The following is a 23,847-nucleotide window of genomic DNA, read 5'->3' as shown; positions in this document are numbered from 1 at the left end:
GACGGGCGGGCGGGAGCGGACATGCGACACATCACGAGGACAGCGGTGATGCTCTGTGCGGCACTGGGACTCACCGCGGCCATCGGCACCGCCTCGGCCTCGCCCGGCGCGCCGTCGGCCGGCGCACGGCAGGTGGCCGTACCGGTCCTGGTGGACTGCTTCTGGCATCCGAAGGTGCGGCCGGCCGACTTCATCCTGGCCTGCGGCGACGGCAACAGCCGTCTCACCTCGCTGCACTGGGACAGCTGGGGTACGCGGTCGGCGCGGGCGAGCGGGGTCAACGTCGTGAACGACTGCGAACCGTACTGCGCGGCAGGGCACTTCCACCCGTACGCCGTGAAGGTGAGGCTGGACCACCCCAAGCCGTGGAAGAAGCACCCGCAGGTGCGGCACTACAGCCGGATGACGCTCACCTACACCGGGGCGCGGCCGGACCACTTCCCGCGCGTGGTGACGTACCCGCTGTGGGACTGAGCCCCCCGGCTCGGCCGGTCCCCCGGCTCACTCCATGAGGCCCGCGGCCACCGTCGCGCCCAGTTCCCAGCAGGCCTGCGTGTCCGCCTTGCCCGGTTCCCCGATGACGGTGACCGGCTCGGCCGCGCGGCGCCAGCCGAGGCCCGTGGTGACGGTCTCGATGGCGCGTACGGCGCCGGTGACGTCGTTGCCGCCGTGAACGTAGTAGCCGAAGGGACGACCCTGGGTGGTGTCGAGGCAGGGGTAGTAGACCTGGTCGAAGAAATGCTTGAGGGCGCCCGACATGTAGCCGAGGTTGGCGGGGGTGCCCAGGAGGTAGGCGTCGGCCTCCAGTACGTCGGAGGCGGTGGCGGCGAGGGCTGCCCTCCGTACGACACGCACGCCCTCGATCTCCGGGGCGGTCGCCCCCGAGACCACGGCCTCGAAGAGCGCCTGGCAGTTGGGGGACGGGGTGTGATGAACGATCAGCAAGGTGGCCACGCCACCGAACCCTGCCCGCTCGCCCGACCCACCGCAACCGACCGGCCCTGAGCCGGGGCGGCGAGGACACACATCCGTTCGGTCAACTCCCACATTCCGGTGGTCAAAAAGCCGCGTGGATCTTCGTGTTTCGAACGTCCTTGGGCCAGTCCCGGAGCACGCGACCCCTGCGGCCCACGCGCTCCGTACGTTCGGAGGCACCAGCGGGACCGGAGGAGCCCGGACCCGCGCAACCGGCAGGAGGAGCGCCATGGCGAATGTGGAGATCTCTCTCAAGGAGATGATGACCTCGGCGGAGGGCGCGCTGGGAGCCGCCGTCGTGGACTACACGAGCGGGATGGCCCTGGGCACACTGGGCGGCGGCAAGGACCTCGACCTGGCCGTCGCCGCCGCGGGCAACACCGATGTGATCCGGGCCAAGGTCCGCACCATGGAGCACCTGGGCCTGAAGGGCGAGATCGAGGACATCCTGATCACCCTGGGGAACCAGTACCACCTCATCCGGCTCGTCAAGGGCCGTGGGGGCAGCGGGCTGTTCATCTACCTCGTCCTGGACCGGGAGCGCTCCAACCTGGCCATGGCCCGCCACCAGCTCAAGCGGATCGAGAACGAGATCGAGGTGTAGACACCCCGCCCGGTCGTCGGCTTCGCACGCCCTCGAATTGAAGACTTCTTCATCTCGACACATCCAGATCAACGCATCACACGGGTGTGCGGAGCCCTCAGCCAGGAGGATCGGGACGCGCATTCCCGACGCAGGACCACGCGCGGCGGCATACGACACAGGGCCGCCGCGCCGGCGGGAACCATCCAGCGAACGCGGCAGGAGCAAGCGATTGACCATGCAGGTCCCCCTCTATCAGGCCAAGGCCGAGTTCTTCCGCATGCTCGGACACCCGGTGCGCATCCGGGTCCTCGAACTGCTGCAGGGCGGCCCCGTCGCCGTACGGGACCTGCTCACCGAGATCGAGATCGAACCGTCCAGTCTGTCCCAGCAGCTGGCCGTGCTGCGCCGCTCCGGGATCGTGGTGTCGATCCGGGAGGGGTCGACGGTGAGCTACGCGCTCGCCGGCGGCGATGTGGCCGAACTGCTGCGCGCGGCCCGCCGGATCCTCACCGAACTCCTCGCGGGCCAGAACGAGCTGCTGGCCGAGCTGCGCCAGGCGGACCTGCCACTGCCGGTGCCGCAGGGCGGTACCCGGCGGACGTGACGGGAGGCGTGCGGCCGTCTTCAGGTTCGCTTCAGGTAGGTCCTGGAGCCTCGGCCGCATGCACGGACACGACCACGGACACCGACCCCGCACCCCCGAAGCCGAGCGCAGCCGCCGCTGGTTCATGAACAGGGCGCTGCTCGCCGGCGGAGTCGCCGCCGTGGCGACGATGACGGGATGCTCCTCGAACTCCTCCGGCACGGCGGCCTCCGCCTCGTACGGCGGCCCCGGCGGCGGGATGCCCTCGGGCATGCCCTCCGGAGGACCCGGCGGCGGCGCCGGGGGCATGGGCCCCGGGGCGAGCGAGGTCAAGTACGCGGACTTCGTCGGGGTCACCACGGACGGCAAGGTCGTCGACGACCTGTACTCCGTCCACGCTGTGCACTCGACCGATGTCTCCACCGACAAGCTGGTCAAGGCCGCGCAGGCCTTCCTGGACGGGCTGACCTCGAAGGAGCGCAAGGCGTCCGTCTTCGAGGTGGACGACGACGAATGGCTCGCCTGGAGCAACGTCGACGGCTACCAGCGCGAGGGCGCCCGCATGGGTGATCTCACGGACAAGCAGCGCGAGCTCGGGTACGCGCTGCTCGGCGCCGCGCTGTCCGCCGACGGGCTCACCCAGACCCGCAACATCATGAAGCTCAACGCCTTCCTCGGCGACTACAGCGGCGGCGGCCGGGACACGCTCACCGAGGGCGCGTACTTCTTCACCTTCATGGGCACCCCGTCGACCAGCAAGCCGTGGGGGTTCCAGTACGAGGGCCACCATGTGGCCATCAACTACTTCGTGCTCGGGGACCAGGTCGTCATGACACCGACGTTCATGGGGTCCGAGCCGACGTCCGCCACCTACAACGGCGAGAAGATCACCCTGTTCAGGAAGGAGACCAAGGCCGGTCTCACCCTGCTGCGGTCGCTCACCGACGCGCAGCGCGGGAAGGTGATCTCCTCGGAGTCGAAGGCGGGCGACAACCTCAAGGCGGGCGCCGGGCAGGACAACCTGAAGCTCGCCTACCAGGGCCTGGTCGCCAAGGACTTCACCGACGCCCAGAAGGACAACCTGCTCGCCCTCGTGCGGGTGTACGTCGGCAACATGGACGACGGGCACGCCGACGTGAAGATGCAGGAGGTGGAGGACCACCTCGACGAGACGTACTTCCACTGGATCGGCGAGACCGAGGACTCCTCCGCCTTCTACTACCGTGTGCACAGCCCGGTGGTCCTCATCGAGTACGACGCCCAGTCCCCGCTCGCCTACGGCAACAAGGACAGCGACGGCGGCAACGGGGGCGGCGGCATGGGCGGCCCGGGCGGAACGCCCACCCAGCAGCACATCCACACCATCATCCGCACCCCCAACGGCGGCGACTACGGCGTGGACCTGCTCAGGCTGCACCTGGAGAACGACCACTAGGCCCCCGTGGGCCGACCACCGGGTACCGCCGAACACCAGCACGGGGGTCGAACGAAACAGACCGAAGCGCCAGGGTCCGCCACCCCTTCCGTCAGGTAGAAATATCTACAAGCATGCATGTGCCGAGTCGGCACAGTGCGGCCGACGGCTCTTGCCCGGTGCCGCGCTGGTCCGCGCCGCCGGGTCCCTGGGGACAGCACACGGAGCCGGACGAACGATGAGCGATGTGATGTGGGAACGCGGCGTGGAGTGGCTCTCCGCCGCGGCGACGGACCCTCGGGTCTGCAAACGGGAGTGGGACCAGGGCGACGGGATCGCCCTGCTCCAGGCGGGCCGGTACTGGGACGTGCTGAGCGTTCCGGACCGGCTCGGCCTGCTCACCCTGGATCTGCTGTGGCAACCGACGCTGCCGGTGCCGGGGCCGACCCTGGTGGACACCGCGGCCCATCGGGTGGGCTTCTTCCTGCCGCCCGATCCGGGCAGCCGGTGGATCGGGGCGGGGCTGCGGCACGCGGGCCGGGGTTCCTGGGTCGCGGTGCCGCCGCCGTACCGGTCCGCCCGGTTCCTGGAGTGGCTCGTGCCACCGGACGGCACCGGCGCACTGCACGCGCCCGGCACACTGGAACTTGCCCTGCGGCAGGCCAACGGCACGCTGGCCGTCCTGACCCCGCTCTGCGCGGAGTAGCGCGCCGTCCAGGAGGGCCGCTCCCGGGTTTGGGCTGCTCCCGGGTTTGGGGCCGCTCCCGGGTTTTCAACTCACCTATGGGCAATGGCATTTCAGGCACTCGGCACAGAAGCGCACAGATGCCGGTCGCTTCGGAGTGAAGTCTCGTCCAACCGTGCGAGTTCGCCCCATGACGGTGTGTACTGTGCTGCCTGAACCCGATGCGACCCTCCTGGAACCCGAATCGATGATCGAATTACCGGACCTGCTGGCCGGCGGTCTGGCCGTCGGCACACTGTCCGCGCTCGCCCTGGGCGGCGGCCTGCTGCGGATCCGGCGGCAACGCGGCCGGGCGTACGCGGAGATCGCCGCCCTGCGCACCCAACTCGACGGCACCGTCCGGGCGTTCACGGCCGAGGTCGAGCATCTGACGGCCCATCGCGTACCCGCCGCCGCCCGTCAGGTCGCCCATCCGCATCTCGACGTCCCCGGCCCGCTCCAGCCGCTGACGGTCGGCACGCCACTCGGCATCGCGCTGGAGAACGTGCTGCTCGCGCTGCAGTCCGAGGTGGTCGCCCAGCGCACCCGGGTCGACGCCGCCGCCCAGGCCGGGATGCGTGGCGCCACCCGGGAGATCCAGGCCGCCCTGTACCGCCTCCAGGACGCGCTGCGCGTGCTGGAACAGCGCTACGACGACCCGGAGCTGGCCCAGACCCTGTTCCGGCTCGACCACGAGAACGAGCAGTCGCTGCGCCGCGCCCAGGTCACCGCGGTGGTCTGCGGGGCCTGGGTTGGGCTCGCCCGCGAGGAGTCGCACGTCGTCGACGCGGTGACGGGCGGTCAGGCCCGGCTCGCGGGCTACCAGCGGGTGCGGGTCCACAACCATCTGGAGCCCGGTACAGCCCTCGTCTCGCACGCCGTCGAACCCGTCGCGATCATCGTCGCCGAACTGCTCGACAACGCGCTGCGGCACTCCTCGCCCGACACCGACGTCGTGGTCGGCCTGGAGCACGTCCACCACGGGGTGTGCGTCACCATCGACGACGCGGGTCTCGGCATGACCCGCGACGAACGCGAGCGCGCCCAGCGGCTGGTGGCCGGCGACGAGCCGATCCTGCTGACCGCGCTGGGCGATCCGCCGCGCATGGGACTGGCCGCGATCGGCCGGCTCACCCGGCAGTTCGACCTGGGCGTGGACGTGTCCTCGGCCTCCCCCTACGGCGGGGTGCGCGCGGTGCTGCGCGTCGACAGCCATCTGCTCAGCAAGATCGACCCCGAGGAACGGCCCCCGGCGGCGAGCGCCGCGCGCACCACCCGCAGGCCGGCCCCTGAACGCACGGCCCCCTCCCACACGTACGGAACGGAGAACCCGGGCACGGAGCCCGCCGGGCACCACGGCCCCCGGGACGACGACGGCCTGCCCCAGCGCCGCCGCCGTACCCGGACGGCCGTGCCACAGGACTCCGCGCCCGCCCGGCCGGCCCGCCGTCCGGAGGAGGCCGCCGCCGCGCTCGGCGCGCTGCAGTCCGGCACCGCCGCGGCCCGCTCCGGCGCGGGCCGACCGGCCACCGAACAGCTGGCCGGGGACGACACCGACCAGACCGACCACGCAGAAGGAGGAGCGGCCCGATGACCAGCCGCGACACGGGCGACACCGCATGGGTGCTGGAGCCGATCCTGCAGGTGCCGCACGTGGTGGCCGCCGTCATGCTGACTCGGGACGGCCTTGTGACGGGGTACACCGACGCGCTGTCGCAGCCGTCGGCCGAACGGGTGGCCGCCATCACCAGCACCGTGCAGGGGGCGTGCCGGACGGCCGCCGCCGCCTTCGCCGACCGGGAGCGGGCGGAGGTGCGGCAGATCGTCATCGAGTCCGACCACGGGTACGTCCTCATCGTGCCGACGGACCACGGCACCTGTGTGGCCGCGTACGGCGGCGGCGAGGTGCGCCTCGACCTGCTGGCGCACCGGGTGCACTCCCAGGTGGGGCGACTGGGTGAGAAGGCCATGGCGGCCGCGCCCAGAGGAGCCGACGACAACGCTCCGGCATGACCGGCCGCCCGGCCGGCCGCCCCCTGGTCCCCGCGTATCTGTCGACCGGGGGTGTGGCCCGGCCCAGCCGCCCGCACATGGAGCGGCTGACCGTGCTCGCCCTCACCGATGAGCCGCTCCAGGGCGGCCCGCGCGAGGGACTGCCCACCGCCGGACTCGCCCTGCTGGATGCCCTGGAGGGCGGTTCGCTGGCCGTGGTGGAGGCGGCGGCGCTGCTGAGGCTTCCGGTGTCCGCGGTGCGGGTGCTGGCGGCCGATCTCGCCGACCGCCGACTCGTCCTCGCCCGGCCGCCCATCCCGCCCGCTGGGCGGTTCGACCCCGACCTGCTGAAGAGAGTGGCCGATGGCCTCCGCGCCCTCAAGCACGACTAGCGCACCCTCGAGCACGACCGGCGCACCCCGCACGACGGATCGCGTCCATCTCCCCGAGGGCGCCCGCGACCTGGTGAAGATCCTCGTCGCGGGGCCGTTCGGGGTGGGCAAGACGACCCTGATCGGCTCGGTGTCCGAGATCCGGCCGCTGCACACCGAGGAGCATCTGAGCGAGGCGTCCGCCGAGGTGGACGATCTGGCGGGGGTGCGGGACAAGACGACGACGACCGTCGCCATCGACTTCGGCCGGCTGAGCCTGCCCGGCGGGGTGGTGCTGTACCTGTTCGGCACACCCGGCCAGGAGCGGTTCCGGGCGCTGTGGGACGACATCGCCTACGGGGCGCTCGGCGCGCTCGTCCTGGTGGACAGCCGCCGGATCGACGCGTCGTTCGACGTGCTGGGGCTGGTCGAGGAGAGCGGACTGCCGTACGCGGTGGCGTTCAACGAGTTCCCCGACGCGCCCCGGCACCACGGTGTCGACCGGCTGCGCCAGGCCCTGGACCTGGAGGCGGACACACCGATGGTGACCTGCGACGCGCGGGACGCGAACTCCTCGATCGACGCGCTGCTGGCGCTGGTCGACCATCTGATCACCCATGACCCGGTGGAGGCCCGGTGACCACCTATCCCCCGGACCAGCGGGACTTCTCGCGCTCGGCGCCGGTGCGCCTGTGGGAGGAGGGCTTCGCCTCGGATCCACGCCACTACTACGGCGCGCTGCGCGCCCAGGGGCCGGTGGGCTGGGCGGAGCTGGCCCCCGGGGTGCCCGCGTACGTCGTCACGGACCGGCGGGCCGCGCTGGACGTGCTGCACGACGACGAGACGTTCTCGCACGACCCGAGGGCCTGGGAGACGACGGTCCCCGCCGACTCGCCGGTGCTCGGCATGATGCGGTGGCGGCCCAACGCGCTGTTCTCCGACGGCGCCGACCATGTCCGCTACCGCACCACCCTGATCGATGTGTTCGACCTGGTGGAGCCGCACGACCTGCGCGGCCGGGTGCACCGGGCGGTACGGCTGCTCGCGGGCCGGATCGGTCCGCGCGGCGAGGCCGATCTCGTCGGGGACTTCGCGCGGCCGCTGCTGGCGCTGGTGCTCAACGACCTGTTCGGGCTGCCGGACCACAAGGGCGACCGGCTCAACGACAGCCTGGGCAAGATGATGGAGGGCGGCGCGCAGGCCACCGAGGGCGAGGCCCAGTACGCCCAGTACGTCCTGGAGCTGATCGCGGCCAAGGCGCAGGCCCCCGGGGACGATCTGCCGAGCAGGCTGCTGGACCATCCGGCCCGGCTCACCCGCGAGGAGGTCACCTGGCAGGTGTTCCTCACCCTCGGCGCCGGTTACGAACCGACCGCGAACCTGCTGTCCAACACCCTCTCCCGGATCCTGGGCAACCCGGCCTACTACTCCACCCTCACCAGCGGCGCCCGCCCGGTCCTCGACGCGGTGGTGGAGGTGTTGCACCACGAGACCCCGCTGGCCAACTACGGCATCTACTACGCGCGCAGACCCGTCTCCTTCCACGGGGTGTGGCTGCGGGACGCGGTGCCGGTCGTGGTGTCGTACGGGGCGCTCGGTCTCCCCCACAGCCCGCAAGGTGTGGGAGGTGCCCCCATCTCCGAGCAGGAGGTCACGCACGGCTGGCGTCCGAACGACGCCTCGCACCTGTCGTGGGGCGCGGGCCCGCACGCCTGCCCGGTCAAGCAGCACACGCTGCTGCTCGTCACCGAGGCCATCGAGCAGCTCACCCAGTGGCTGCCCGACCTGGATCCGGTCCTGCCGCGAGAGCGACTGGCCTGGCGGCCCGGGCCGTTCCACCGTTCGCTGACCGCCCTGCCCGTCCGTTTCAGCCCCCGCGCCCCCTCGTCCGACCAGCCGTCCGATCAGCCTTCCGACCAGCGTTCCGATCAGCCTTCCGATCTGCCAGGAGTCCCGTCGTGACCGTGACCGACCGCATCGCCCTCGACCCGCTCGGCGCCGACATCGCCGCCGAGAGCGCCCGGCTGCGTGCCCTCGGCCCCGTCGTGCCCGTCGAGCTGCCCGGCGGCATCCCCGCCTGGGCGCCCACCGGTTACGACACCCTGAAACAGCTGATCCTCGACCCCGAGGTCAGCAAGGACCCGCGCAAACACTGGCGGTTGTGGCCGGAGCTCGGCGAACACCCCTCCTGGGGCTGGATCCTCGGCTGGGTCGGTGTGGTCAACATGCTGTCCACGTACGGCGCCGACCACACACGGCTGCGCAAGCTGGTGGCGCCGAGCTTCACGCACCGGCGCACCGAGGCGCTGCGGGAGCGGGTGGAGGAGATCACCACCGAGCTGCTGGACGATCTGGAGCGGGGCGGTGAGGTGGTGGACCTGAAGTCCGGGTTCGCGCACCCGCTGCCGATGCGGATCATCTGCGAACTGTTCGGTGTGCCCGAGGAGATGCGGGACGCCACCGCCCGGCTGATAGCGGCGATCATGGACACCTCGGACCCGAGCCCGGAGCACGCGGCGTTCGTGCAGGAGCAGATCGGCACGGTCCTCGGCGGGCTCATCGCCCACAAGTCGGAGCATCCGGGCGACGACATGACGACCGAGCTGATCCGGGTGCGCGACGAGGACGGGGACCGCCTCGGCGACGAGGAGCTGCTGTACACGCTGCTGCTGGTCATCGGGGCCGGGTTCGAGACGACCATGAACCTGATCGGCAACGCGGTGGTGGCGCTGCTGGCCCGGCCCGAGCAGCTGGCGGCGGTGCGCGGCGGGGAGATCTCCTGGGACGCGGTGATCGACGAGACGCTGCGGGCGCATCCGTCGATCGCCTCGCTGCCGCTGCGGTTCGCGGTGAGCGATCTGAAGGTCGGCGAGGTGACGATCCCGGCCGGGGACGCGATCATCACGACGTACGCCGCGGCGAATCTGGACCCGGAGCACTACGGGCCGGACGCGGACGTGTTCGACGCGACGCGCGCGGCGGAGGACCATCTGTCGTTCGGGATCGGCGTGCACCGGTGCATCGGCGCGCCGCTGGCCCGGATGGAGGCGTCGATCGCGCTGACCGCCCTGTTCGAGCGGTTCCCGCGGCTGCGGGCGGCGGACGGGGAACTGGAGCAGGTGCCGTCGTTCATCGCGTTCGGCTGGCAGGAGATCCCCGTCCGGCTGCGCGGCTGAAGAGTCACGCGAGGGTGCGACCAGTCCCCCGTGCCGGTCGCGCCCCCGCGGTGCCTCGAACCTACGTGCCTGATGACGGGGTTGTGAACCGTGGCGATGCCCGCTCATGGGCGCCGAGGACTCAGTTGTGCACAGGTGAGTCCGGATGGCCCGATTCCGCTGCCCGTCAGCGGTCCCCGCGCAGGTCGGGCTGGTCGAGTTCACGGGTCGCGAGGTGCGCGAGGACGACCTCGTACAGGTCGCTGCCGGAGGCCAGGAGCTGGCGTTCGAGGACGGGTTCGGCGCTGCGGACGTGCTCGCGCACGGTCTGGGCGTGCACGCCGAGGAGCTGCGCGGCGCGTTCGGCGTTGCCGCCGGCGGCGATCCAGGCGCGCAGCGTGCGGCGCAGGTCGCGGGCGTCGGTGTCCAGGCGGGCCAGCAGGTCCCGGGCCCAGGTACCGAGGGCGGGGCCGGTGAGCAGGTCGCCGAGCACGGCGGGGGCGGCCGGGCGGCCCGAGGTGTCCTCGGCGAGGGCGACCTGGGTGTTGAGGGCCAGATGGACGGTGGCCCGGACGGTGAGGTCGGAGAAGTCGGTGCCGAGCAGGTTCTCGACGCGTTCCATCCGGGCGCGGACGGTGTTGCGGCTGACGCCGAGGACCTTCGCGGCGCTGACGGCGGTGAACTCCAGGCCGAGCCGGGTGGTGGCGAGGAGTTCGGCGCGGGTGTGGTGCGGGAGGGTGTCGAGGGGGCGCAGCAGCCGGGTGGTCCATGAGCGCAGGACGTCCGGGTCCATCAGGCGTTCGGGGTGGGTGCGTTCGGCGTAGACGGCGGTCCGGTCGGGGTGGAAACGGGCGACGGCGAGGGCGCTGACGGCCTGTCCGTAGGCGGTGGCGGTGCCGGCGAGGCTCTGCCGGGCGCTGCCGCCGAGCAGGGCGTCGGGGGTGTGCCGGCACACGGCGCGCAGGGCGGCGGCCGTGGTGTCGTCCGGGACGACGACGATGACGTGGCCGTCCATGGCCGGGCAGCGGACGACGAGGGCCTCGTCGTGGGTGGCCTCGACGCAGGCCTCGGCGAGGCGGTCGCGGTCGGCGGGGCTGGTCTCGACGACGTAGACGCAGGCGGAGTCGGTGTCGAGGAGGCCGGGCCAGAGTCCGGCGGCGACCCGGCGCGCGGAGACGATGTCCTCGACCATGAGCAGCTGCAGGATCGCCAGGCGCAGGTCGGCGGTGGCGCGGGCGAGGCGGTCTCCGGTGGCCACGGTCTGCTGGGCGCGCAGCAGCAGTTCCAGGACGCTCGCGGTCCGCTGGAGGATGTCGGCGGCGCGCCGGTCGTAGGGGGCGGTCCGGCTGACGGCGAGGACACCGGCCGTGCTCGGCCCGGGGAGTTCGACCCTGACGAGCCGCAGGTGGCGGCCGTCGCCCTGCCAGGCCGCGGAGGCGAGACGGCCGCAGACGAGGTCGGCGAACAGGTCTTCGTCCAGCTCCATCGGCTCTCCGGCGAGCGGGGTGCCGCTCCGGTCCAGCAGGGACGCCGTCGCGTCGAGGGTCGTGGCCAGCCAGCCGACGATCCGGCGGACACCGGACCCGGCGGGGCGCAGGTGGTCGAGGAGCTCCTGCGCCCATGTCGAGTCCGCGCCTCCCGTCACCTCGGTGTGGCGGTTCCCGTCGTCCCGGCCGGCCATGCGCGCGCTCTCCTCGTCCGCCCGGCCCGCTCAGAGCCTGTGTCATATCCCCGGCCAGACGCCGCGCGCCCGGCCGGGGATATGACACAGGCTGTCAGGGCCGGAACCAGTCATTTCGGTCGGGGACGTTACCTCACCCGGCCGACGGGGCCGACGGGGCCGGCCCTCCGATGAGCGCTCGGTCCGTTCACGGACAGCTGGGTGCAACTGCGAGGGCGGCGCACGGAATAAGCTCGGCCAATGGCCAAGTACTACGACGTGCACCCCGACAACCCCCAGCCGCGCACCATCGCGCAGGTCGCGCAGGCGATCCGCGAGGACGCGCTGATCGCGTACCCGACGGACTCCTGCTACGCGCTGGGCTGCCGGCTGGGCAGCAAGGACGGCATCGACCGGATCCGGGCCATCCGCAAACTGGACGACCGGCACCACTTCACGCTCGTGTGCCAGGACTTCGCCCAGCTCGGGCAGTTCGTGCGGGTGGACAACGACGTGTTCCGCGCGATCAAGGCGACGACGCCGGGCAGCTACACCTTCATCCTTCCGGCGACGAGGGAGGTGCCGCGCATGCTCCAGCACCCGAAGAAGAAGACCGTGGGCGTCCGCATCCCCGACCACGTCGTCACCCAGGCGCTGCTCGCCGAGCTCGGCGAGCCCCTGCTGTCGAGCACGCTGCTGCTGCCCGGCGAGGACGAGCCGATGACCCAGGGCTGGGAGATCAAGGACCAGCTCGACCACCTCGTCGACGGGGTGGTCGACTCCGGGGACTGCGGCACCGAGCCGACCACGGTCATCGACTTCTCCGAGGGCGAGGCGGTGATCGTACGGCACGGGGCCGGGGACACCTCGCGGTTCGAGTGAGCCCGCGCCCGACGACGCTGAGGGCGTGTCCTACCGAACCGTGCGGTAGGCCCGCTCCACCGTCTGGACCAGGGTGTTGCCGTCGCGGTCGGTCAGACCGGCCCGCAGCGACACGGTGCCCGGCTCAGCCGGGTGTTCGAGCGACGCCCTCTCGCGTCCCTCGGCCCGCTGGACCCCGGCGATGGAACCGTCCGGGGCGACCGACACCCGGTCACCGGTGATCAGCGTCACCGTCCGTACGTTCCTCGCACCCGCCGACGCGTCGGGGGACGCCGCGAAGGCCCGGCCCACGCCTGGTGTCCCCGTCAGAGCGAGGACGACGGCCATGGCGATCACCGCCACCACGCGCAGTCCGCAGCTGGCGGATCCGGACATGCTGGTCACCTGTCTCATCTCGGAAAAGACCGCCGAGAGGCCGTTCACGATCACGGTCCAAGAGACTGCGTCCTTCTTGTGACCGGGCCTGGACCGGTCGATAACGGAACGACAACAGCGGCCGGGCGGGGGCCTCGTCGGCGGCTCGTTGGTGCGTGCAACGATGAGTGCCGCCACATACGTGAACCGCGCAGAGAGGCACCCCCATGACCTCCGTACAGGGAACAGCCGTGGACATCCCCACCGAGGACGGCGTCGCGGACGCCTACCTCGCACATCCGGGTGACGGGACGCCCCGGCCGGGCGTGCTGCTGTACCAGGACGCCTTCGGACTGCGCCCGCATCTGAGGGCGATGGCCGACCGGCTCGCCTCGCACGGCTACACGGTCCTGGTGCCGAACGTGTTCTACCGTCACGGACGCGCCCCGGTCGTGGAGATGCCGGAGTTCATCGACCCCGCCGCGCGGCCGGAGATCTTCGGCAGTCTGATGCCGCTCGTGCAGGCGTTGACGAACGACCTGGCCATGCGGGACGCGACGGCGTATCTGCGCCGGCTGGAGGAGAGTCCGCTGGTCGCCGCGGGCCCGGTCGCGCTCACCGGGTACTGCATGGGCGCCCGGCTCTCCCTGCTGACCGCCGGCACCCATCCCGAGCGGGTCGCGGCGGCCGCGGGCTTCCACGGCGCGCAGCTCGCCGCCGACTCGCCCGACAGCCCGCACCTGGTGGCCGGCCGGGTCACCGCCGAGCTCTACTTCGGCCACGCCGACAACGACCCCTCCCTGCCGCCCGAGCAGGTCCAGCGGCTGGAGGAGACCCTCTCCGCGGCCGGGGTACGGCACACCTGCGAGGTCTACGAGGGCGCGCGGCACGGCTTCACCCAGGCCGACAGCGCCGCGTACGGCGAGGAGGCCGCGGAGCGGCACTGGGCGGCGCTGCTGGACCTGCTGAAGCGGACCTTCTGAACCGCGACCTCAGGAACCGCGGAGGGCGCCCCGGACCGTCCGGGGCGCCCTCTCCCGTCGCCGTCCGTCCACGACCTCGACGCTGACCGTGACGCCGTGCGCCGTGCGCCGTGCGCCGACCAGCCGGGCACGAAGTACTACGGCCGGGTCTCGGGCGGGGTCATGAACTTCACCGACGCCTCCGGCGTGGTCGTCACCAGTTTCCAGAAGCCGGACGCGGGCAGCGTCTTCGGCTGCCACAAGCGCCACGACGGCGAACTTCTACCAGGACGCGGTGACCAACCACTACGCCCGCGCGATCCGACGGCTCACCGCTCCAGGCGTATCTGACGCTGGATCCGCTCAGCTGAACGCGCCGCCTGGACATGACGACGTCCCGCACGCGGGGGGAGCCCGCGTGCGGGACGTCGGTCAGGTGGTGCGGATCAGCCGGTCGTCACGGCGGTGTCGTCGATGACGAAGCTGGTCTGGAGCGAGGAGTCCTCGACGCCGGTGAACTTCAGCGCCACCGTCGAGCCCGCGTAGGAGCCGAGGCTGAAGGACTTCTGGACGTACCCGGAGGCCGCGTTGAGGTTCGAGTACGTGGCCAGGGTGGTCGATCCGGCGGTGACCGTCAGCTTGTCGTACTGGGTGCTGGTGGTGGTCTCGGCCGTGTCGATGTGGATGTAGAAGGTGAACGTGGTGCTGGTGCAGCCGCTCGGGATCGTCACCGACTGGGACAGCGTGTCGGTGTGGGTCGAGCCGTAGCCGTCGAGCCACGCCTTGTAGGAGCCGGTACGGGCCGCCTGGCTGCTCGAGTTGGTGATGACACCGCTCGACGCCGTCCAGGTGGTGTTGCCGGACTCGAAGCCGTTGTTGCCCAGCAGCTGCGTCGAGGTGCAGGAGCCGCCGCCTCCGGAGGAGCTGACCGTCCAGGTGAAGGACGCGGTGCCGGTGGCACCGGTGGAGTCGGTCACCGTGACGGTGGTGCTGTAGGAGCCGGCCGTGGTCGGCGTGCCCGAGATCAGACCGGTGGAGCTGCTGATCGACAGCCCGGTGGGCAGACCGCTCGCGGCGTAGGTCAGGGAGCCGCTGTTGGTGCTGCTGGCCGAGATCTGCAGGCTGACCGCGGTGCCGACGGTGGCGGACTGGCTGCCCGGGTTGGTGACCGTGACGCCGGTCGACGGGACCGTGATGTGGCTGCCGACGTTGATGCCGGCGAAGGCGTTGCCGACACCCGCGTACTGGGTGGAGCTGGAGCCGTACAGCGCCGTGGCCGCGTTGAGGGCGGCGGTGCGGGCGCCCGCGTAGTTGGTGCTGGACGTCATGTACGTCGTCAGCGCCTTGTACCAGATCTGCAGCGCCGCGGCCCGGCCGATACCGGCGACGGCGACGCCGTCGGAGGTCGGGCTGTTGTAGGTGACGCCGTTGATGGTCTTGCTGCCGCTGCCCTCGGACAGCAGGTAGAACATGTGGTTCGCCGGGCCCGAGGAGTAGTGGACGTCGAGGTTGCCGAGGCCGGAGTACCAGCTGTCGGCGGAGCTGCCGTCCTTGTCGGGCTCGTCCATGTAGCGCAGCGGGGTGCCGTCGCCGTTGATGTCGATCTTCTCGCCGATGAGGTAGTCACCGACGTCGGTGGAGTTGGCGGCGTAGAACTCCACACCGGTGCCGAAGATGTCGGACGTGGCCTCGTTCAGACCGCCCGGCTCGCCGGAGTAGTTCAGGCCCGCGGTGTTGGAGGTGACACCGTGGGTCATCTCGTGGCCGGCCACGTCCAGCGAGGTCAGCGCGTGCGTGCCGCCGGAGCCGTCGCCGTAGGTCATGCAGAAGCAGTCGTCGTCCCAGAAGGCGTTGACGTACGCCGAGCTGTAGTGCACGCGGGAGTAGGCGGCGACGCCGTCGTTCTTGATGCCGCTGCGACCGAAGGTGTTCTTGTAGAAGTCCCAGGTCGTCTGGGCGCCGAAGTGGGCGTCGACACCGGCGGTCTGGGTGTTGGAGCCGGAGCCCGTGCCCCAGGTGTCGTCGGTGTCGGTCATCAGGGTGCCGGTGCCCGACGTGCCGTTGTTGAGGCTGTACGTCTTGTGGCCGCCGCGCGTGGTGTCGTACAGCTGGTACGTCGACCCGGACAGCGTGGTGCCGATGGTGACGGTGCCGCTGTACTGGCTGTTGCCGGTACCGGTCTTGATGTCCTGGAACTCGGAGAGCTTCGCCCCGGTGAGGGCGTCGGTGATGACGTGCAGCCGGCTCGGCGTGCCGTCGTCCTGGAGGCCGGTGACCACCGTCTCCCAGGCGAGCTTCGGCGTGCCCTCACCGGCCCAGATCACCTTGCGGGCGCTCTGTGTGGCGGGGTCCGTGGCGTCGAGCGCCGCGGCCCGCTTCAGGGCCTTGGTCTCGGCGGACGCCTTGCTGTACGTCGCCTTGGTCGACTTGACCGAGATGGCGCGGCGGTTGTTGTTGAAGGTCGTGCTCACGGTGCCGGCGGCCAGCGAGGCCGGGGCCGTGTGCACGACGAAGTCGCCGCCGAGGACGGGCAGTCCGGCGTAGGTGCGCTCGTAGCGCGTGTGCACGGTGCCGTCGTTGTCCTTGACGACGTCCTTGACGACGAGTTTCGTCTGGGCGGGCAGGCCCAGGGACTCCGTCGTCTGCTCCGTCTTCGCCTGGGCGCCCTTGATGAGCGCGGTGCGCTGGGCGGGCGTGACGTCGGCGGCGAGACCTCCGCTGCGCAGGGGGGTGGGGTGGGGGGCTGCGGGCTTCGCGGCTGCCGGGACCGACTGGACACCGACGGCCAGAAGGGCGGCGGTGGAGAGCAGGGCTGCTCCGGCCACGGCACGCTTACGGGGGTTGGATCTCACTCGTTCTCCTACTGCGGCGGCCGCGGGGTACGGCCGGTGACAGACCGGGCAGACGGGTGTGCTGTCCGGGACGAGCTGAGTTGTGCGGGACCTGTGAAACGAGGTGGGGGCAACATGCCGCTGGTGTGCGGTAGTTGGGAGGGAGAATGACAGGCTTGACGGTTACATGTCAGCACGACCCGGATGCTTCGAGGGTTATCCCTCGGTGCCGGGCCCGCCGCGGACCGACACCCCCGGCCTGTCTGTGAACAGGCTGTACGTTCCCTGTCCGGCGTGCGCGACACGCGGGAACCGCTTGCCCTCACCCCATCCTTACACGTAGACAATCCTCCACGAACATCCGTGATTCTGGGGGGAGTTGGTGATGGAAGGCACGATTGACGGCTTCCGGTACGGGGTCGTCACCCCGGTGGCCGCCTATCTGATGGCGTGTCTGGGAGGGGCCCTGGGGCTGCGCTGCATCGTGCGGTCGCTGATCGACTCCGGCTCCTTCAGGGCGGGTTGGTCGGCACTCGGAGCCGCGTCGATCGGCTGCGGCATCTGGACGATGCATTTCATCGCGATGATCGGCTTCCGGGTGCGGGAGACCCGGATCGGCTATCACGTCGGGCTGACCGTGCTCAGCCTCGCCGTCGCGGTCGCCGTGGTCGGGATCGGCGTGTTCCTCGTCGGCCGCCGGGGCGCGGGCCGCGGCGCCCTGCCGCTCGCGGGCGCGGTCACCGGTCTCGGGGTCGCCGCGATGCACTACCTGGGCATGGCGGCGATGCGGTTCAACGGCAGCATCGAGTACAACGCGCTCCTGGTCGCCCTCTCGGTGCTGATCGCGGTCGTCGCGGCCACCGCCGCGCTGTGGGCGGCGGTGACCCTCCGCGGCTTCCTGTCGAGCCTGGCCGCCAGTCTGGTGATGGGCCTCGCCGTGTCCGGGATGCACTACACGGCCATGGCCGCGGTCGGTGTCCATGTGCACGGCGCGACGTCGTGGGCGGGCGACAACCCCACCTCGCTCCTGCTGCCGATGCTGATCGGGCCGGTGATCTTCCTGCTGCTCGCGGGTGTGGTGGTGATGTTCGACCCGCTGCTGGTGCTCGGCGACGGAGAGTGGAACCGGCCCGCCCCGAAGGAGCCGGCCGAGACCTCGAAGCGTCAGGTCAGCCGGTCGTGGAGCGGTGGGTGAGCGGTGGGTGAGCGGTTCACCCAGGGCCGTCCAGGCGTACCCGGGGGGCAGGTTGCTACGGTGCACCCCGTGTCTGACTCCTCACGTGATACCGCTGCGGGCGCCGGCTGGGGCGAGGCGGAACCCGGTGCGTACCGGCAGTTGATGCCCGGCCGGGTCGAGAAGATCTCGTGGCTCGATCCCAGGATGCTGTGGGCCGCCCGCAACGGGGTGCTGGCCTCCTGGTTCGGGGACCCCACGGGCCGTACCCGCGACCGGTGGGTGGCGCAGCGCTCGGCGGCCGGGGCGCCCGCCGACAAGGTGATCCGGCGCTCGGACCCGGACCGCTTCTCCTTCATGGTCATCGGCGACACCGGGGAGGGCGACGCCCCTCAATACGCCGTCGTACCCGGCTTTCTGAAGGTGAGTCAGGACACCGCCTTTACCGTCCTCGCCAGCGACGTCATCTACCCGGTCGGCAGCGCGGACGACTACGGCACCAAGTTCTTCCGCCCGTACCGGGACTACCACGCCCCCATCTACGCGATACCGGGGAACCACGACTGGTACGAGGACCTCGGCGGCTTCATGCGGGTCTTCTGCGACAACGCCCCGCCGCTGCCCGCCGAGCCCGCGCCGCGCCCGCTCACCGGCGCCTGGCTGCGATCCCTGCTGTGGCACCGGCCGCGCCCGCACGACGGCCAACACCTCGACGAGGTACGGAAGTCGCGGGCGGCGGCGGATCAACAGGCCGTGCAGCCGGGGCCGTACTGGGCGATCGACGCCGGGCCGGTGCGGATCATCGGCATAGACACCGGTCTGCTGGGCACCCTCGACGCCGCGCAGGGCGCGTGGCTGCGCGAGGTGTCCCGGGGGCCCCGGCCGAAGATCCTCGTCACCGGCTCGCCGCTGTACGTCGACGGCGAGCACCACCCGTGCCCCGTCGAGGGCGGGGGGACGGTCGACGACATCGTGCGCGCGCCGGAGCACCGCTATGTGGCCGCGATAGGCGGCGACATCCACAACTACCAGCGTTATCCGGTGCGGTTGGAGGACGGCCGCACCCTGCAGTACGTCGTGTCGGGCGGCGGCGGGGCCTTCATGCACGCCACGCACACGATCCCCCGGGTGTCGATCGCCGGGGTCACCGAGCAGGACTTCCGCTGCTACCCGCTGCGCGGCGACTCCCTCGCCTTCTACAGCGGGCTCTACGGCCGCCGGCTGCGGCTGCGCCGCTTCTTCGCCCTCAGCGAGGCCGAGGCCCAGGCGGTCGTCGCCGAACGCGTGGGCATCCCGGCGACCCGCACGCCCGGGCCCGAGGTCCGTCTCACCCGGCGGATCCGGCTGATCGCGGGCCTGCTGGGCACCGGAAGCCGCCCGGAACGCCGGCGGCGCTTCCGGCTCCCCGTGCGCAAGATCTACACGCAGTTGTTCTCGCCGAGCTCGGCGACGTACAGCCCGCCGTTCTTCAAGTGCTTCCTGCGCCTGGACGTCACCCCGGAGTCGATCCGCCTGCGCTGTCACGCGGCCACGGGCAACCTCGCCCAGGAGCTGAACCCTCCGGTCGAGGACGAGGTGGTCATCCCGCTGGTCTGATCACACTCCCGCAATGTTCGGTTGCCACAATGGGACAGATCCGATGTACGACCGCTGGAGGAGCCCGTGCCACCGACCCCACGCCCGCTGCGCAAGCTGGGCTTCCTCACCATCGGGCTGTTCGACGGGGACGATCCGCGCCGGGGGCACGAGACGACTCTGGAGATCATCGAGCTGGGCGAGCGGCTCGGCTTCGACAGCGCGTGGGTGCGCCACCGCCATCTGCAGTACGGCATCTCCTCCCCCGTCGCCGTCCTGGCGGCCGCCTCTCAGCGCACCCGCCGGATCGAACTCGGCACCGCGGTGATCCCGCTGGGCTGGGAGAACCCGCTGCGGCTGGCGGAGGACCTGGCGACCGTCGACGTCCTGTCCGGCGGCCGGCTCAACCCGGGGGTGAGCGTCGGCCCGCCGATGCACTACGACCAGGTCAAGGACGCCCTGTACCCGGACACGGCCGACGCCGAGGACTTCGGCTACGAGCGGGTGCGGCGGCTGTTGGACCTCGTGCGGGGCAAGTCCGCGAGCGACTTCAGCGGGGTCGAGGGCTTCGAGGTGTTCTCCGACCGCGTGCAGCCGCACTCCCCCGGCCTGGGCCGGCGCCTGTGGTACGGCGGCGGCAGCCTCAGCTCGGCCGAGTGGGCCGGTCGGCACGGCATGAACTTCCTCACCAGCAGCGTCGTCAAGGCCGAAGGACCGGACGACACACGGGAGTTCGCCGAGATCCAGCTCTCCCACGTCCACGCGTTCCGCGCCGCGCACCCCGACGGCGAGGCCGCCCGCGTCTCCCAGGGGCTCGTGGTCATCCCCACCGACTCCGCCTCGCCCGAACAGCGCGCCAGGTACGAGGAGTTCGCCGCCCAGCGGCTGCCCCGCACCCGCTCCCCGCAGGGTCCGGCCCGTCTGCTGTTCGCACCGGACCTGGTCGGCACGTCCGAGCAGATCGCCGAACAGTTGCACGCGCACGCCGCGTTCCGCGAGATCGACGAGGTCGCCTTCGCCCTGCCCTTCACCTTCGAGCACGAGGACTACGTCCAGATCCTCACCGACATGGCGACGAAGCTGGGCCCGGCCCTGGGCTGGCGACCGGTGGCGGCCGGGTGACGGGAGTGCCGGGTCCGGACCTGGAGGGCTGGCGATTCGGTCCGGGGCGTCGGCCTCCGTTCTTCGCCCTCTGCGAGGAGACCGACGCGCCGGGGACACGTCACGCGCTGTCGAAGGGCGGTGCTCTGTGCGGCATTCCCGACGTCCGGCTCACCGTGTTCCGCGGCCCCTTCGATCCGACCCATGACACGGCCTGCCCGGCCTGCCGGGCCCAGGTGGTCGGAGATCCAGAGCCCACGCTCCAGGAGCGTCTGCACCACCGGGTGCGGGGCGCGGTGCCGGGCCCCCTGCGGGAAGAACTGCTGGCGGCCCTTCGGCAGGGTGCGGAGGTCGGGCTCTGGGTCAGCGGACCGGCGCGGGAGCTGGTACGGCAGCACGCGCGGCGGGAGCGGATCGTCGAGGGCGGCGAACCGGTCGACGCCGTAGTGCGCGCGGACCGGCGGCTGGGTCTGGCCCGCGTGGTCCACGGCACCCGTGAGTTCGTCGTGTTCATCCCGCAGGACGGCCGCCCGTTCGTGACCCGCGCCGAACCCGGGGCGTGAGCCTCAGAGCCTGTGTCATATCCCCGACCGGGCGCGCGACGCCTGGCACTCCCCCAGAGGGGGGACCCCCACCCCCAGAGGGGGCACCCCCACCCCCGGAGGGGGGACCCCCAGCGGCGTTGCCGAAACGCCCACGTGACTCCTCCCCCACGCTCGGCTGCGCTCGCGCGGGAGGGGCCCCCATGACGCCGCGCGCTGATCCGGCCGGGGATATGACACAGGCTCTCACCAGCGGCCCGGCTCCGTGCCCGTGATCGGTTCCGAGGGCTTGCCGTCCACCCCCACGGGTACGTCGCCGGTGAGCATGACGCGGTGCATGGTGCGGGGGAAGCCGAGGTGGGCGTTGTCGCCGGGGGCGAGGTGGATGGTGGCCCGGTTGTCCCAGAAGGCCACGCTGCCGGGTTCCCAGCGGAAGCGGACGGTGTACTCGGGGCGGACCGCCTGTTCCAGCAGCATGTCGAGGAGGGCGCTGCTCTCGGCCCGGGAGACGTCGGCGATCTGCTCGACGTAGTAGCCGTTGACGTACAGGATCCGCTCGCCGGTCTCCGGGTGGACGCGGACCAGCGGGTGGAGCGAGGCGACCTGGTGGTCGAGCAGCTGGCGGACGTAGGCGTCCTCGCCGGGCCGTGGCTGGTAGCCGACGCCGAGCCGGTGCTCGGCCCTGAGCCCGTCGACGAACTCCCTCACGGGCGCGGACAGTCCGGCGTACGCGGCCGCCAGGTTGGACCACGTGGTGTCGCCGCCGTAGGGAGGGACGGTCTCGGCGCGCAGGATCGTCGCGGCCGGCGGGTCGATACGGGCGCCGTGGTCGCAGTGCCAGCCGCGCAGCAGGGTGTGCCGCCTGCGCCGGAGCCATTCGTCGTGCTCCATGCCGAACTTTCCGCCCAGCTCCAGCCGGTCGGCGGTCGTCTCGATCTCCGGGAAGTCCGCCGGTGAGGCGCTGCCCCGTCTGCGCGGTACGACGGGTTCGCCGAACCGTCGTGCGAACGCCACGTGTCCGGCGTGGTCGAGGCGCTGTCCGCGGAAGAACACCACCTTCCAGCGCAGCACGGCCGCCCTGATCGCGGCGACCTGGGCGTCGTCGAGGCCTGCGGCCAGGTCGACGCCCTCGATCTCGGCGCCGATGTGCCCGGCGACCGGTTTCACCTCGACCCCGCCCGCCGGTGTCGCCTGGCCGTCGAAGTCTGTTGTCATGCCCGCTCCGATCGTCGTGAGTACGTCGCGCTCCGCCGGGGAGCGTGATTCGGCTGCGGCGTCATTGTGGCTGGTCGCGCCCGCGCGGCGGAGCCGCATATCGATACAGCCCCGCGCCCCTTTGGGGCCCGATCCGGGCCGGGCTCATTTCCGGGGCGGGCGGGGTGCTGTCCTGCGGTGGATCGGGCCGCCGGGTGTGTACCAGCCCGCCTTCTTGCGTACGGCCGGGGAGGGGTCCTCGTCGCGGGCGCGGATCAGGGCTGCCGTGGCGGCCGGGTCGGCGTGCGTCCACAGGCCGACCAGCTCGACCGCGTGGGCCCGCACATGCGGATCCGGGTCGTGGTGCAGCAGCCGTACGGCACGAGGGAGCATCACCGCCCGGTCGGGCCGGCAGGCCTCCGCGTCGGGCTTGCAGCGCTCGCAGGACAGGGCGTGCAGCGCGGCGATCCGCACCCCGGGGTCGGGATCGTCGAGTACGGCGGTCAGGTCTTCCAGTGCCTCGGACACGAGGAGTTCGTCGAGCAGCTTGCAGCACTGCTCGCGCACCCGGGCCCGGGGATGCCCCAGCCCCGCCCGGACGGCGGGCACGGCCGCCGTACCCCGGGCCAGGAGCGTACGGAAGGCCGCGGGGCGTCGGGGTTCGCTGCCCAGCGCGTCCACGAGAACGGCGTCGGGCGTCCGCTCGGTCATCCAGGGCCTCCCTCCACTGTCCCGACGAGTGTGCGCGCCCTCCCGGTCCCGCCCCAACCGCTTTTCGCGGGCCCGGCCCCGGGTTGATCGCTCCCTCTCCATCCGTGAGGCTGGAGTTGACGAGACACAGTCCAGGGGAAGGCCAGACGGTGATCAACATCCCGGCGCACACGCTCAACGACGGTACGAAGCTCCCCGCCCTCGGTCTGGGCACCTGGCCGATGGACGACGCGCAGGCGGAGGAGGCGGTGGCCGGGGCGCTCGGACTGGGCTACCGGCTGATCGACACGGCGACGAACTACCGCAACGAGACCGGGGTCGGCCGCGGGGTGGCCCGGGGCGGGGTCCCCCGCGAGGAGCTCGTGGTCACCACCAAGCTTCCGGGCCGCCATCACGGCTACGAGGAGACCCTCGCCTCCTTCGAGGAGTCCCGCCGCCGTCTGGGCCTCGAGTATGTCGACCTCTACCTGATCCACTGGCCGCTCCCCCGGGTCGGCAAGTACGTCGACTCCTGGCGGGCCATGATCAAGCTCCGTGAGGAGGGGCTGGTCCGCTCGATCGGCGTCTCGAACTTCACGCCCGAGCACATCGAGCGCCTGGAGAAGGAGACGGGCGTTCTGCCGTCGGTCAACCAGATCGAGCTGCACCCCCTCTTCCCGCAGAATGAGCTACGCGCCTTCCACGAGGCCAAGGGCATCGTCACGGAGAGCTGGAGCCCGCTGGGGCGCGGCTCGGCCCTCCTCCAGGATCCGGTGGTCGTCCAGGTCTCCGAGGCGCTCGGGGTCACCCCCGCGCAGGTCGTGCTGCGCTGGCACGTCCAGCTCGGCGCGGTGCCCATCCCTAAGTCCGCCGACGCCGGCCGTCAGGGCGCCAACCTGGACGTCTTCGGCTTCGACCTCGGCCCCGCCCAGATGAGCGCGGTCGCGGACCGCGCCCACCGGCGCCTGGGCGGGGACCCGCAGACGCACGAGGAGTTCTGACCCCGCCCGGGCCGGCCACGGATCCCGGCGACATCCGGAATCCGGTCCCAACTGCCCTTCCCTGCCTCTATGTTCACATTC

General features: G+C 71.6%; 24 protein-coding genes and 1 pseudogene. 19 read left to right on the top strand and 6 right to left on the bottom strand.

Going from position 1 to position 23,847, the window contains the following annotated elements; genetic code table 11:
• Nucleotides 1-21: 21 nt before the first annotated feature.
• On the top strand, nucleotides 22-474 hold the full coding sequence (locus tag ACLZN2_RS27080) for a hypothetical protein (protein ID WP_416981733.1): 453 nt from the start codon (nucleotides 22-24) through the stop codon (nucleotides 472-474).
• 27 nt (nucleotides 475-501) lie between these two features.
• On the opposite strand, the gene ACLZN2_RS27075 is transcribed toward ACLZN2_RS27080, so the two are convergent.
• Complete coding sequence (locus tag ACLZN2_RS27075) at nucleotides 502-954, bottom strand: flavodoxin family protein (RefSeq protein WP_416981732.1); 453 nt, start codon at nucleotides 952-954, stop codon at nucleotides 502-504.
• Nucleotides 955-1,204: 250 nt separating this feature from the next.
• Between ACLZN2_RS27075 and ACLZN2_RS27070 the strand changes: the two genes are divergently transcribed.
• The 10 genes from ACLZN2_RS27070 (at nucleotide 1,205) to ACLZN2_RS27025 (ending at nucleotide 9,821) form a co-directional block, all read left to right on the top strand.
• On the top strand, nucleotides 1,205-1,579 hold the full coding sequence (locus ACLZN2_RS27070; protein WP_416981730.1) for a hypothetical protein: 375 nt from the start codon (nucleotides 1,205-1,207) through the stop codon (nucleotides 1,577-1,579).
• Between the two features lie 217 nt (nucleotides 1,580-1,796).
• Nucleotides 1,797-2,165: an ArsR/SmtB family transcription factor gene (locus tag ACLZN2_RS27065; protein ID WP_416981927.1), complete on the top strand. Its 369-nt coding sequence runs from the start codon at nucleotides 1,797-1,799 to the stop codon at nucleotides 2,163-2,165.
• A 124-nt stretch (nucleotides 2,166-2,289) separates the two neighbouring features.
• Nucleotides 2,290-3,579 carry a DUF3500 domain-containing protein gene (locus ACLZN2_RS27060; protein ID WP_416981926.1) on the top strand — a complete coding sequence of 430 codons (1,290 nt, stop codon included), beginning with the start codon at nucleotides 2,290-2,292 and terminating at the stop codon, nucleotides 3,577-3,579.
• Nucleotides 3,580-3,796: 217 nt separating this feature from the next.
• Nucleotides 3,797-4,264 carry a hypothetical protein gene (locus tag ACLZN2_RS27055; protein ID WP_416981729.1) on the top strand — a complete coding sequence of 156 codons (468 nt, stop codon included), beginning with the start codon at nucleotides 3,797-3,799 and terminating at the stop codon, nucleotides 4,262-4,264.
• 226 nt (nucleotides 4,265-4,490) lie between these two features.
• Entirely contained in the window at nucleotides 4,491-5,876 is a 1,386-nt protein-coding gene (locus ACLZN2_RS27050) for an ATP-binding protein (RefSeq protein WP_416981727.1), read from the top strand.
• Entirely contained in the window at nucleotides 5,873-6,295 is a 423-nt protein-coding gene (locus tag ACLZN2_RS27045) for a roadblock/LC7 domain-containing protein (RefSeq protein ID WP_416981726.1), read from the top strand. Before ACLZN2_RS27050 ends, ACLZN2_RS27045 begins: the two co-directional genes overlap by 4 nt.
• Complete coding sequence (locus tag ACLZN2_RS27040; RefSeq protein WP_416981725.1) at nucleotides 6,292-6,666, top strand: DUF742 domain-containing protein; 375 nt, start codon at nucleotides 6,292-6,294, stop codon at nucleotides 6,664-6,666. The genes ACLZN2_RS27045 and ACLZN2_RS27040 overlap by 4 nt, the downstream gene beginning before the upstream one ends.
• Nucleotides 6,638-7,285 carry a GTP-binding protein gene (locus ACLZN2_RS27035; protein WP_416981723.1) on the top strand — a complete coding sequence of 216 codons (648 nt, stop codon included), beginning with the start codon at nucleotides 6,638-6,640 and terminating at the stop codon, nucleotides 7,283-7,285. Before ACLZN2_RS27040 ends, ACLZN2_RS27035 begins: the two co-directional genes overlap by 29 nt.
• A complete protein-coding gene (locus ACLZN2_RS27030) occupies nucleotides 7,282-8,607 on the top strand; it encodes a cytochrome P450 (protein ID WP_416981722.1) in 1,326 nt (441 codons plus the stop codon). The genes ACLZN2_RS27035 and ACLZN2_RS27030 overlap by 4 nt, the downstream gene beginning before the upstream one ends.
• Complete coding sequence (locus tag ACLZN2_RS27025; protein WP_416981721.1) at nucleotides 8,604-9,821, top strand: cytochrome P450 family protein; 1,218 nt, start codon at nucleotides 8,604-8,606, stop codon at nucleotides 9,819-9,821. Before ACLZN2_RS27030 ends, ACLZN2_RS27025 begins: the two co-directional genes overlap by 4 nt.
• A 166-nt stretch (nucleotides 9,822-9,987) precedes the next feature.
• Here ACLZN2_RS27025 and ACLZN2_RS27020 read toward each other — a convergent pair whose 3' ends face one another.
• Nucleotides 9,988-11,481 (bottom strand): helix-turn-helix domain-containing protein, encoded by a 1,494-nt coding sequence (locus ACLZN2_RS27020; RefSeq protein WP_416981720.1) that lies wholly within the window; start codon nucleotides 11,479-11,481, stop codon nucleotides 9,988-9,990.
• Between the two features lie 240 nt (nucleotides 11,482-11,721).
• Here ACLZN2_RS27020 and ACLZN2_RS27015 point away from each other — a divergent pair, with 240 nt between their 5' ends.
• Complete coding sequence (locus ACLZN2_RS27015) at nucleotides 11,722-12,342, top strand: L-threonylcarbamoyladenylate synthase (protein ID WP_416981718.1); 621 nt, start codon at nucleotides 11,722-11,724, stop codon at nucleotides 12,340-12,342.
• Nucleotides 12,343-12,372: 30 nt separating this feature from the next.
• Here ACLZN2_RS27015 and ACLZN2_RS27010 read toward each other — a convergent pair whose 3' ends face one another.
• Nucleotides 12,373-12,717 (bottom strand): hypothetical protein, encoded by a 345-nt coding sequence (locus ACLZN2_RS27010; protein WP_416981717.1) that lies wholly within the window; start codon nucleotides 12,715-12,717, stop codon nucleotides 12,373-12,375.
• Nucleotides 12,718-12,923: 206 nt separating this feature from the next.
• Here ACLZN2_RS27010 and ACLZN2_RS27005 point away from each other — a divergent pair, with 206 nt between their 5' ends.
• Entirely contained in the window at nucleotides 12,924-13,679 is a 756-nt protein-coding gene (locus tag ACLZN2_RS27005) for a dienelactone hydrolase family protein (protein ID WP_416981715.1), read from the top strand.
• 108 nt (nucleotides 13,680-13,787) lie between these two features.
• Nucleotides 13,788-14,136: pseudogene (locus ACLZN2_RS27000) on the top strand (hypothetical protein); the annotation flags it as partial.
• Here the strand turns inward: ACLZN2_RS27000 and ACLZN2_RS26995 are convergent.
• Nucleotides 14,105-16,510, bottom strand: a complete 2,406-nt coding sequence (locus ACLZN2_RS26995) for a M4 family metallopeptidase (protein ID WP_416981713.1) — start codon at nucleotides 16,508-16,510, stop codon at nucleotides 14,105-14,107. The pseudogene ACLZN2_RS27000 and the gene ACLZN2_RS26995 overlap by 32 nt on opposite strands.
• Nucleotides 16,511-16,874: 364 nt before the next feature.
• Here ACLZN2_RS26995 and ACLZN2_RS26990 point away from each other — a divergent pair, with 364 nt between their 5' ends.
• From ACLZN2_RS26990 to ACLZN2_RS26975, 4 genes are all read left to right on the top strand, one after another.
• Entirely contained in the window at nucleotides 16,875-17,684 is an 810-nt protein-coding gene (locus ACLZN2_RS26990) for an MHYT domain-containing protein (protein WP_416981712.1), read from the top strand.
• 69 nt (nucleotides 17,685-17,753) lie between these two features.
• A complete protein-coding gene (locus tag ACLZN2_RS26985; RefSeq protein ID WP_416981710.1) occupies nucleotides 17,754-19,259 on the top strand; it encodes a metallophosphoesterase family protein in 1,506 nt (501 codons plus the stop codon).
• Nucleotides 19,260-19,325: 66 nt separating this feature from the next.
• Nucleotides 19,326-20,360, top strand: a complete 1,035-nt coding sequence (locus tag ACLZN2_RS26980) for an LLM class flavin-dependent oxidoreductase (protein WP_416981708.1) — start codon at nucleotides 19,326-19,328, stop codon at nucleotides 20,358-20,360.
• Nucleotides 20,361-20,365: 5 nt separating this feature from the next.
• Entirely contained in the window at nucleotides 20,366-20,902 is a 537-nt protein-coding gene (locus ACLZN2_RS26975) for a hypothetical protein (RefSeq protein WP_416981707.1), read from the top strand.
• Nucleotides 20,903-21,127: 225 nt separating this feature from the next.
• On the opposite strand, the gene ACLZN2_RS26970 is transcribed toward ACLZN2_RS26975, so the two are convergent.
• Nucleotides 21,128-22,096 (bottom strand): TauD/TfdA dioxygenase family protein, encoded by a 969-nt coding sequence (locus ACLZN2_RS26970; RefSeq protein WP_416981705.1) that lies wholly within the window; start codon nucleotides 22,094-22,096, stop codon nucleotides 21,128-21,130.
• 144 nt (nucleotides 22,097-22,240) lie between these two features.
• Nucleotides 22,241-22,786 carry a HEAT repeat domain-containing protein gene (locus tag ACLZN2_RS26965; protein WP_416981703.1) on the bottom strand — a complete coding sequence of 182 codons (546 nt, stop codon included), beginning with the start codon at nucleotides 22,784-22,786 and terminating at the stop codon, nucleotides 22,241-22,243.
• A 149-nt stretch (nucleotides 22,787-22,935) separates the two neighbouring features.
• On the opposite strand from ACLZN2_RS26965, the gene ACLZN2_RS26960 reads away from it, so the two are divergent.
• Nucleotides 22,936-23,766 (top strand): aldo/keto reductase, encoded by an 831-nt coding sequence (locus ACLZN2_RS26960; RefSeq protein WP_416981702.1) that lies wholly within the window; start codon nucleotides 22,936-22,938, stop codon nucleotides 23,764-23,766.
• Nucleotides 23,767-23,847: the final 81 nt, after the last annotated feature.

The sequence above is a fragment of the Streptomyces sp. T028 genome (assembly GCF_048159505.1).
Lineage (GTDB): Bacteria > Actinomycetota > Actinomycetes > Streptomycetales > Streptomycetaceae > Streptomyces.
The sequence above is the reverse complement of the archived record's forward strand: the minus strand, read 5'-3'. Positions and strand labels throughout refer to the sequence as shown.

What these genes read in the sequence shown, in the direction of transcription:
- ACLZN2_RS26970 (WP_416981705.1), bottom strand. Translation starts at nt 22,096, where the DNA reads ATGACAACAGACTTCGACGGCCAGGCGACACCGGCGGGCGGGGTCGAG.
- ACLZN2_RS27060 (WP_416981926.1), top strand. Translation starts at nt 2,290, where the DNA reads ATGAACAGGGCGCTGCTCGCCGGCGGAGTCGCCGCCGTGGCGACGATG.
- ACLZN2_RS27035 (WP_416981723.1), top strand. Translation starts at nt 6,638, where the DNA reads ATGGCCTCCGCGCCCTCAAGCACGACTAGCGCACCCTCGAGCACGACC.
- ACLZN2_RS27010 (WP_416981717.1), bottom strand. Translation starts at nt 12,717, where the DNA reads ATGTCCGGATCCGCCAGCTGCGGACTGCGCGTGGTGGCGGTGATCGCC.
- ACLZN2_RS27080 (WP_416981733.1), top strand. Translation starts at nt 22, where the DNA reads ATGCGACACATCACGAGGACAGCGGTGATGCTCTGTGCGGCACTGGGA.
- ACLZN2_RS27055 (WP_416981729.1), top strand. Translation starts at nt 3,797, where the DNA reads ATGAGCGATGTGATGTGGGAACGCGGCGTGGAGTGGCTCTCCGCCGCG.
- ACLZN2_RS27040 (WP_416981725.1), top strand. Translation starts at nt 6,292, where the DNA reads ATGACCGGCCGCCCGGCCGGCCGCCCCCTGGTCCCCGCGTATCTGTCG.
- ACLZN2_RS27005 (WP_416981715.1), top strand. Translation starts at nt 12,924, where the DNA reads ATGACCTCCGTACAGGGAACAGCCGTGGACATCCCCACCGAGGACGGC.
- ACLZN2_RS27045 (WP_416981726.1), top strand. Translation starts at nt 5,873, where the DNA reads ATGACCAGCCGCGACACGGGCGACACCGCATGGGTGCTGGAGCCGATC.
- ACLZN2_RS27070 (WP_416981730.1), top strand. Translation starts at nt 1,205, where the DNA reads ATGGCGAATGTGGAGATCTCTCTCAAGGAGATGATGACCTCGGCGGAG.
- ACLZN2_RS27050 (WP_416981727.1), top strand. Translation starts at nt 4,491, where the DNA reads ATGATCGAATTACCGGACCTGCTGGCCGGCGGTCTGGCCGTCGGCACA.
- ACLZN2_RS27015 (WP_416981718.1), top strand. Translation starts at nt 11,722, where the DNA reads ATGGCCAAGTACTACGACGTGCACCCCGACAACCCCCAGCCGCGCACC.
- ACLZN2_RS27065 (WP_416981927.1), top strand. Translation starts at nt 1,797, where the DNA reads ATGCAGGTCCCCCTCTATCAGGCCAAGGCCGAGTTCTTCCGCATGCTC.
- ACLZN2_RS26965 (WP_416981703.1), bottom strand. Translation starts at nt 22,786, where the DNA reads ATGACCGAGCGGACGCCCGACGCCGTTCTCGTGGACGCGCTGGGCAGC.
- ACLZN2_RS27020 (WP_416981720.1), bottom strand. Translation starts at nt 11,481, where the DNA reads ATGGCCGGCCGGGACGACGGGAACCGCCACACCGAGGTGACGGGAGGC.
- ACLZN2_RS26990 (WP_416981712.1), top strand. Translation starts at nt 16,875, where the DNA reads ATGGAAGGCACGATTGACGGCTTCCGGTACGGGGTCGTCACCCCGGTG.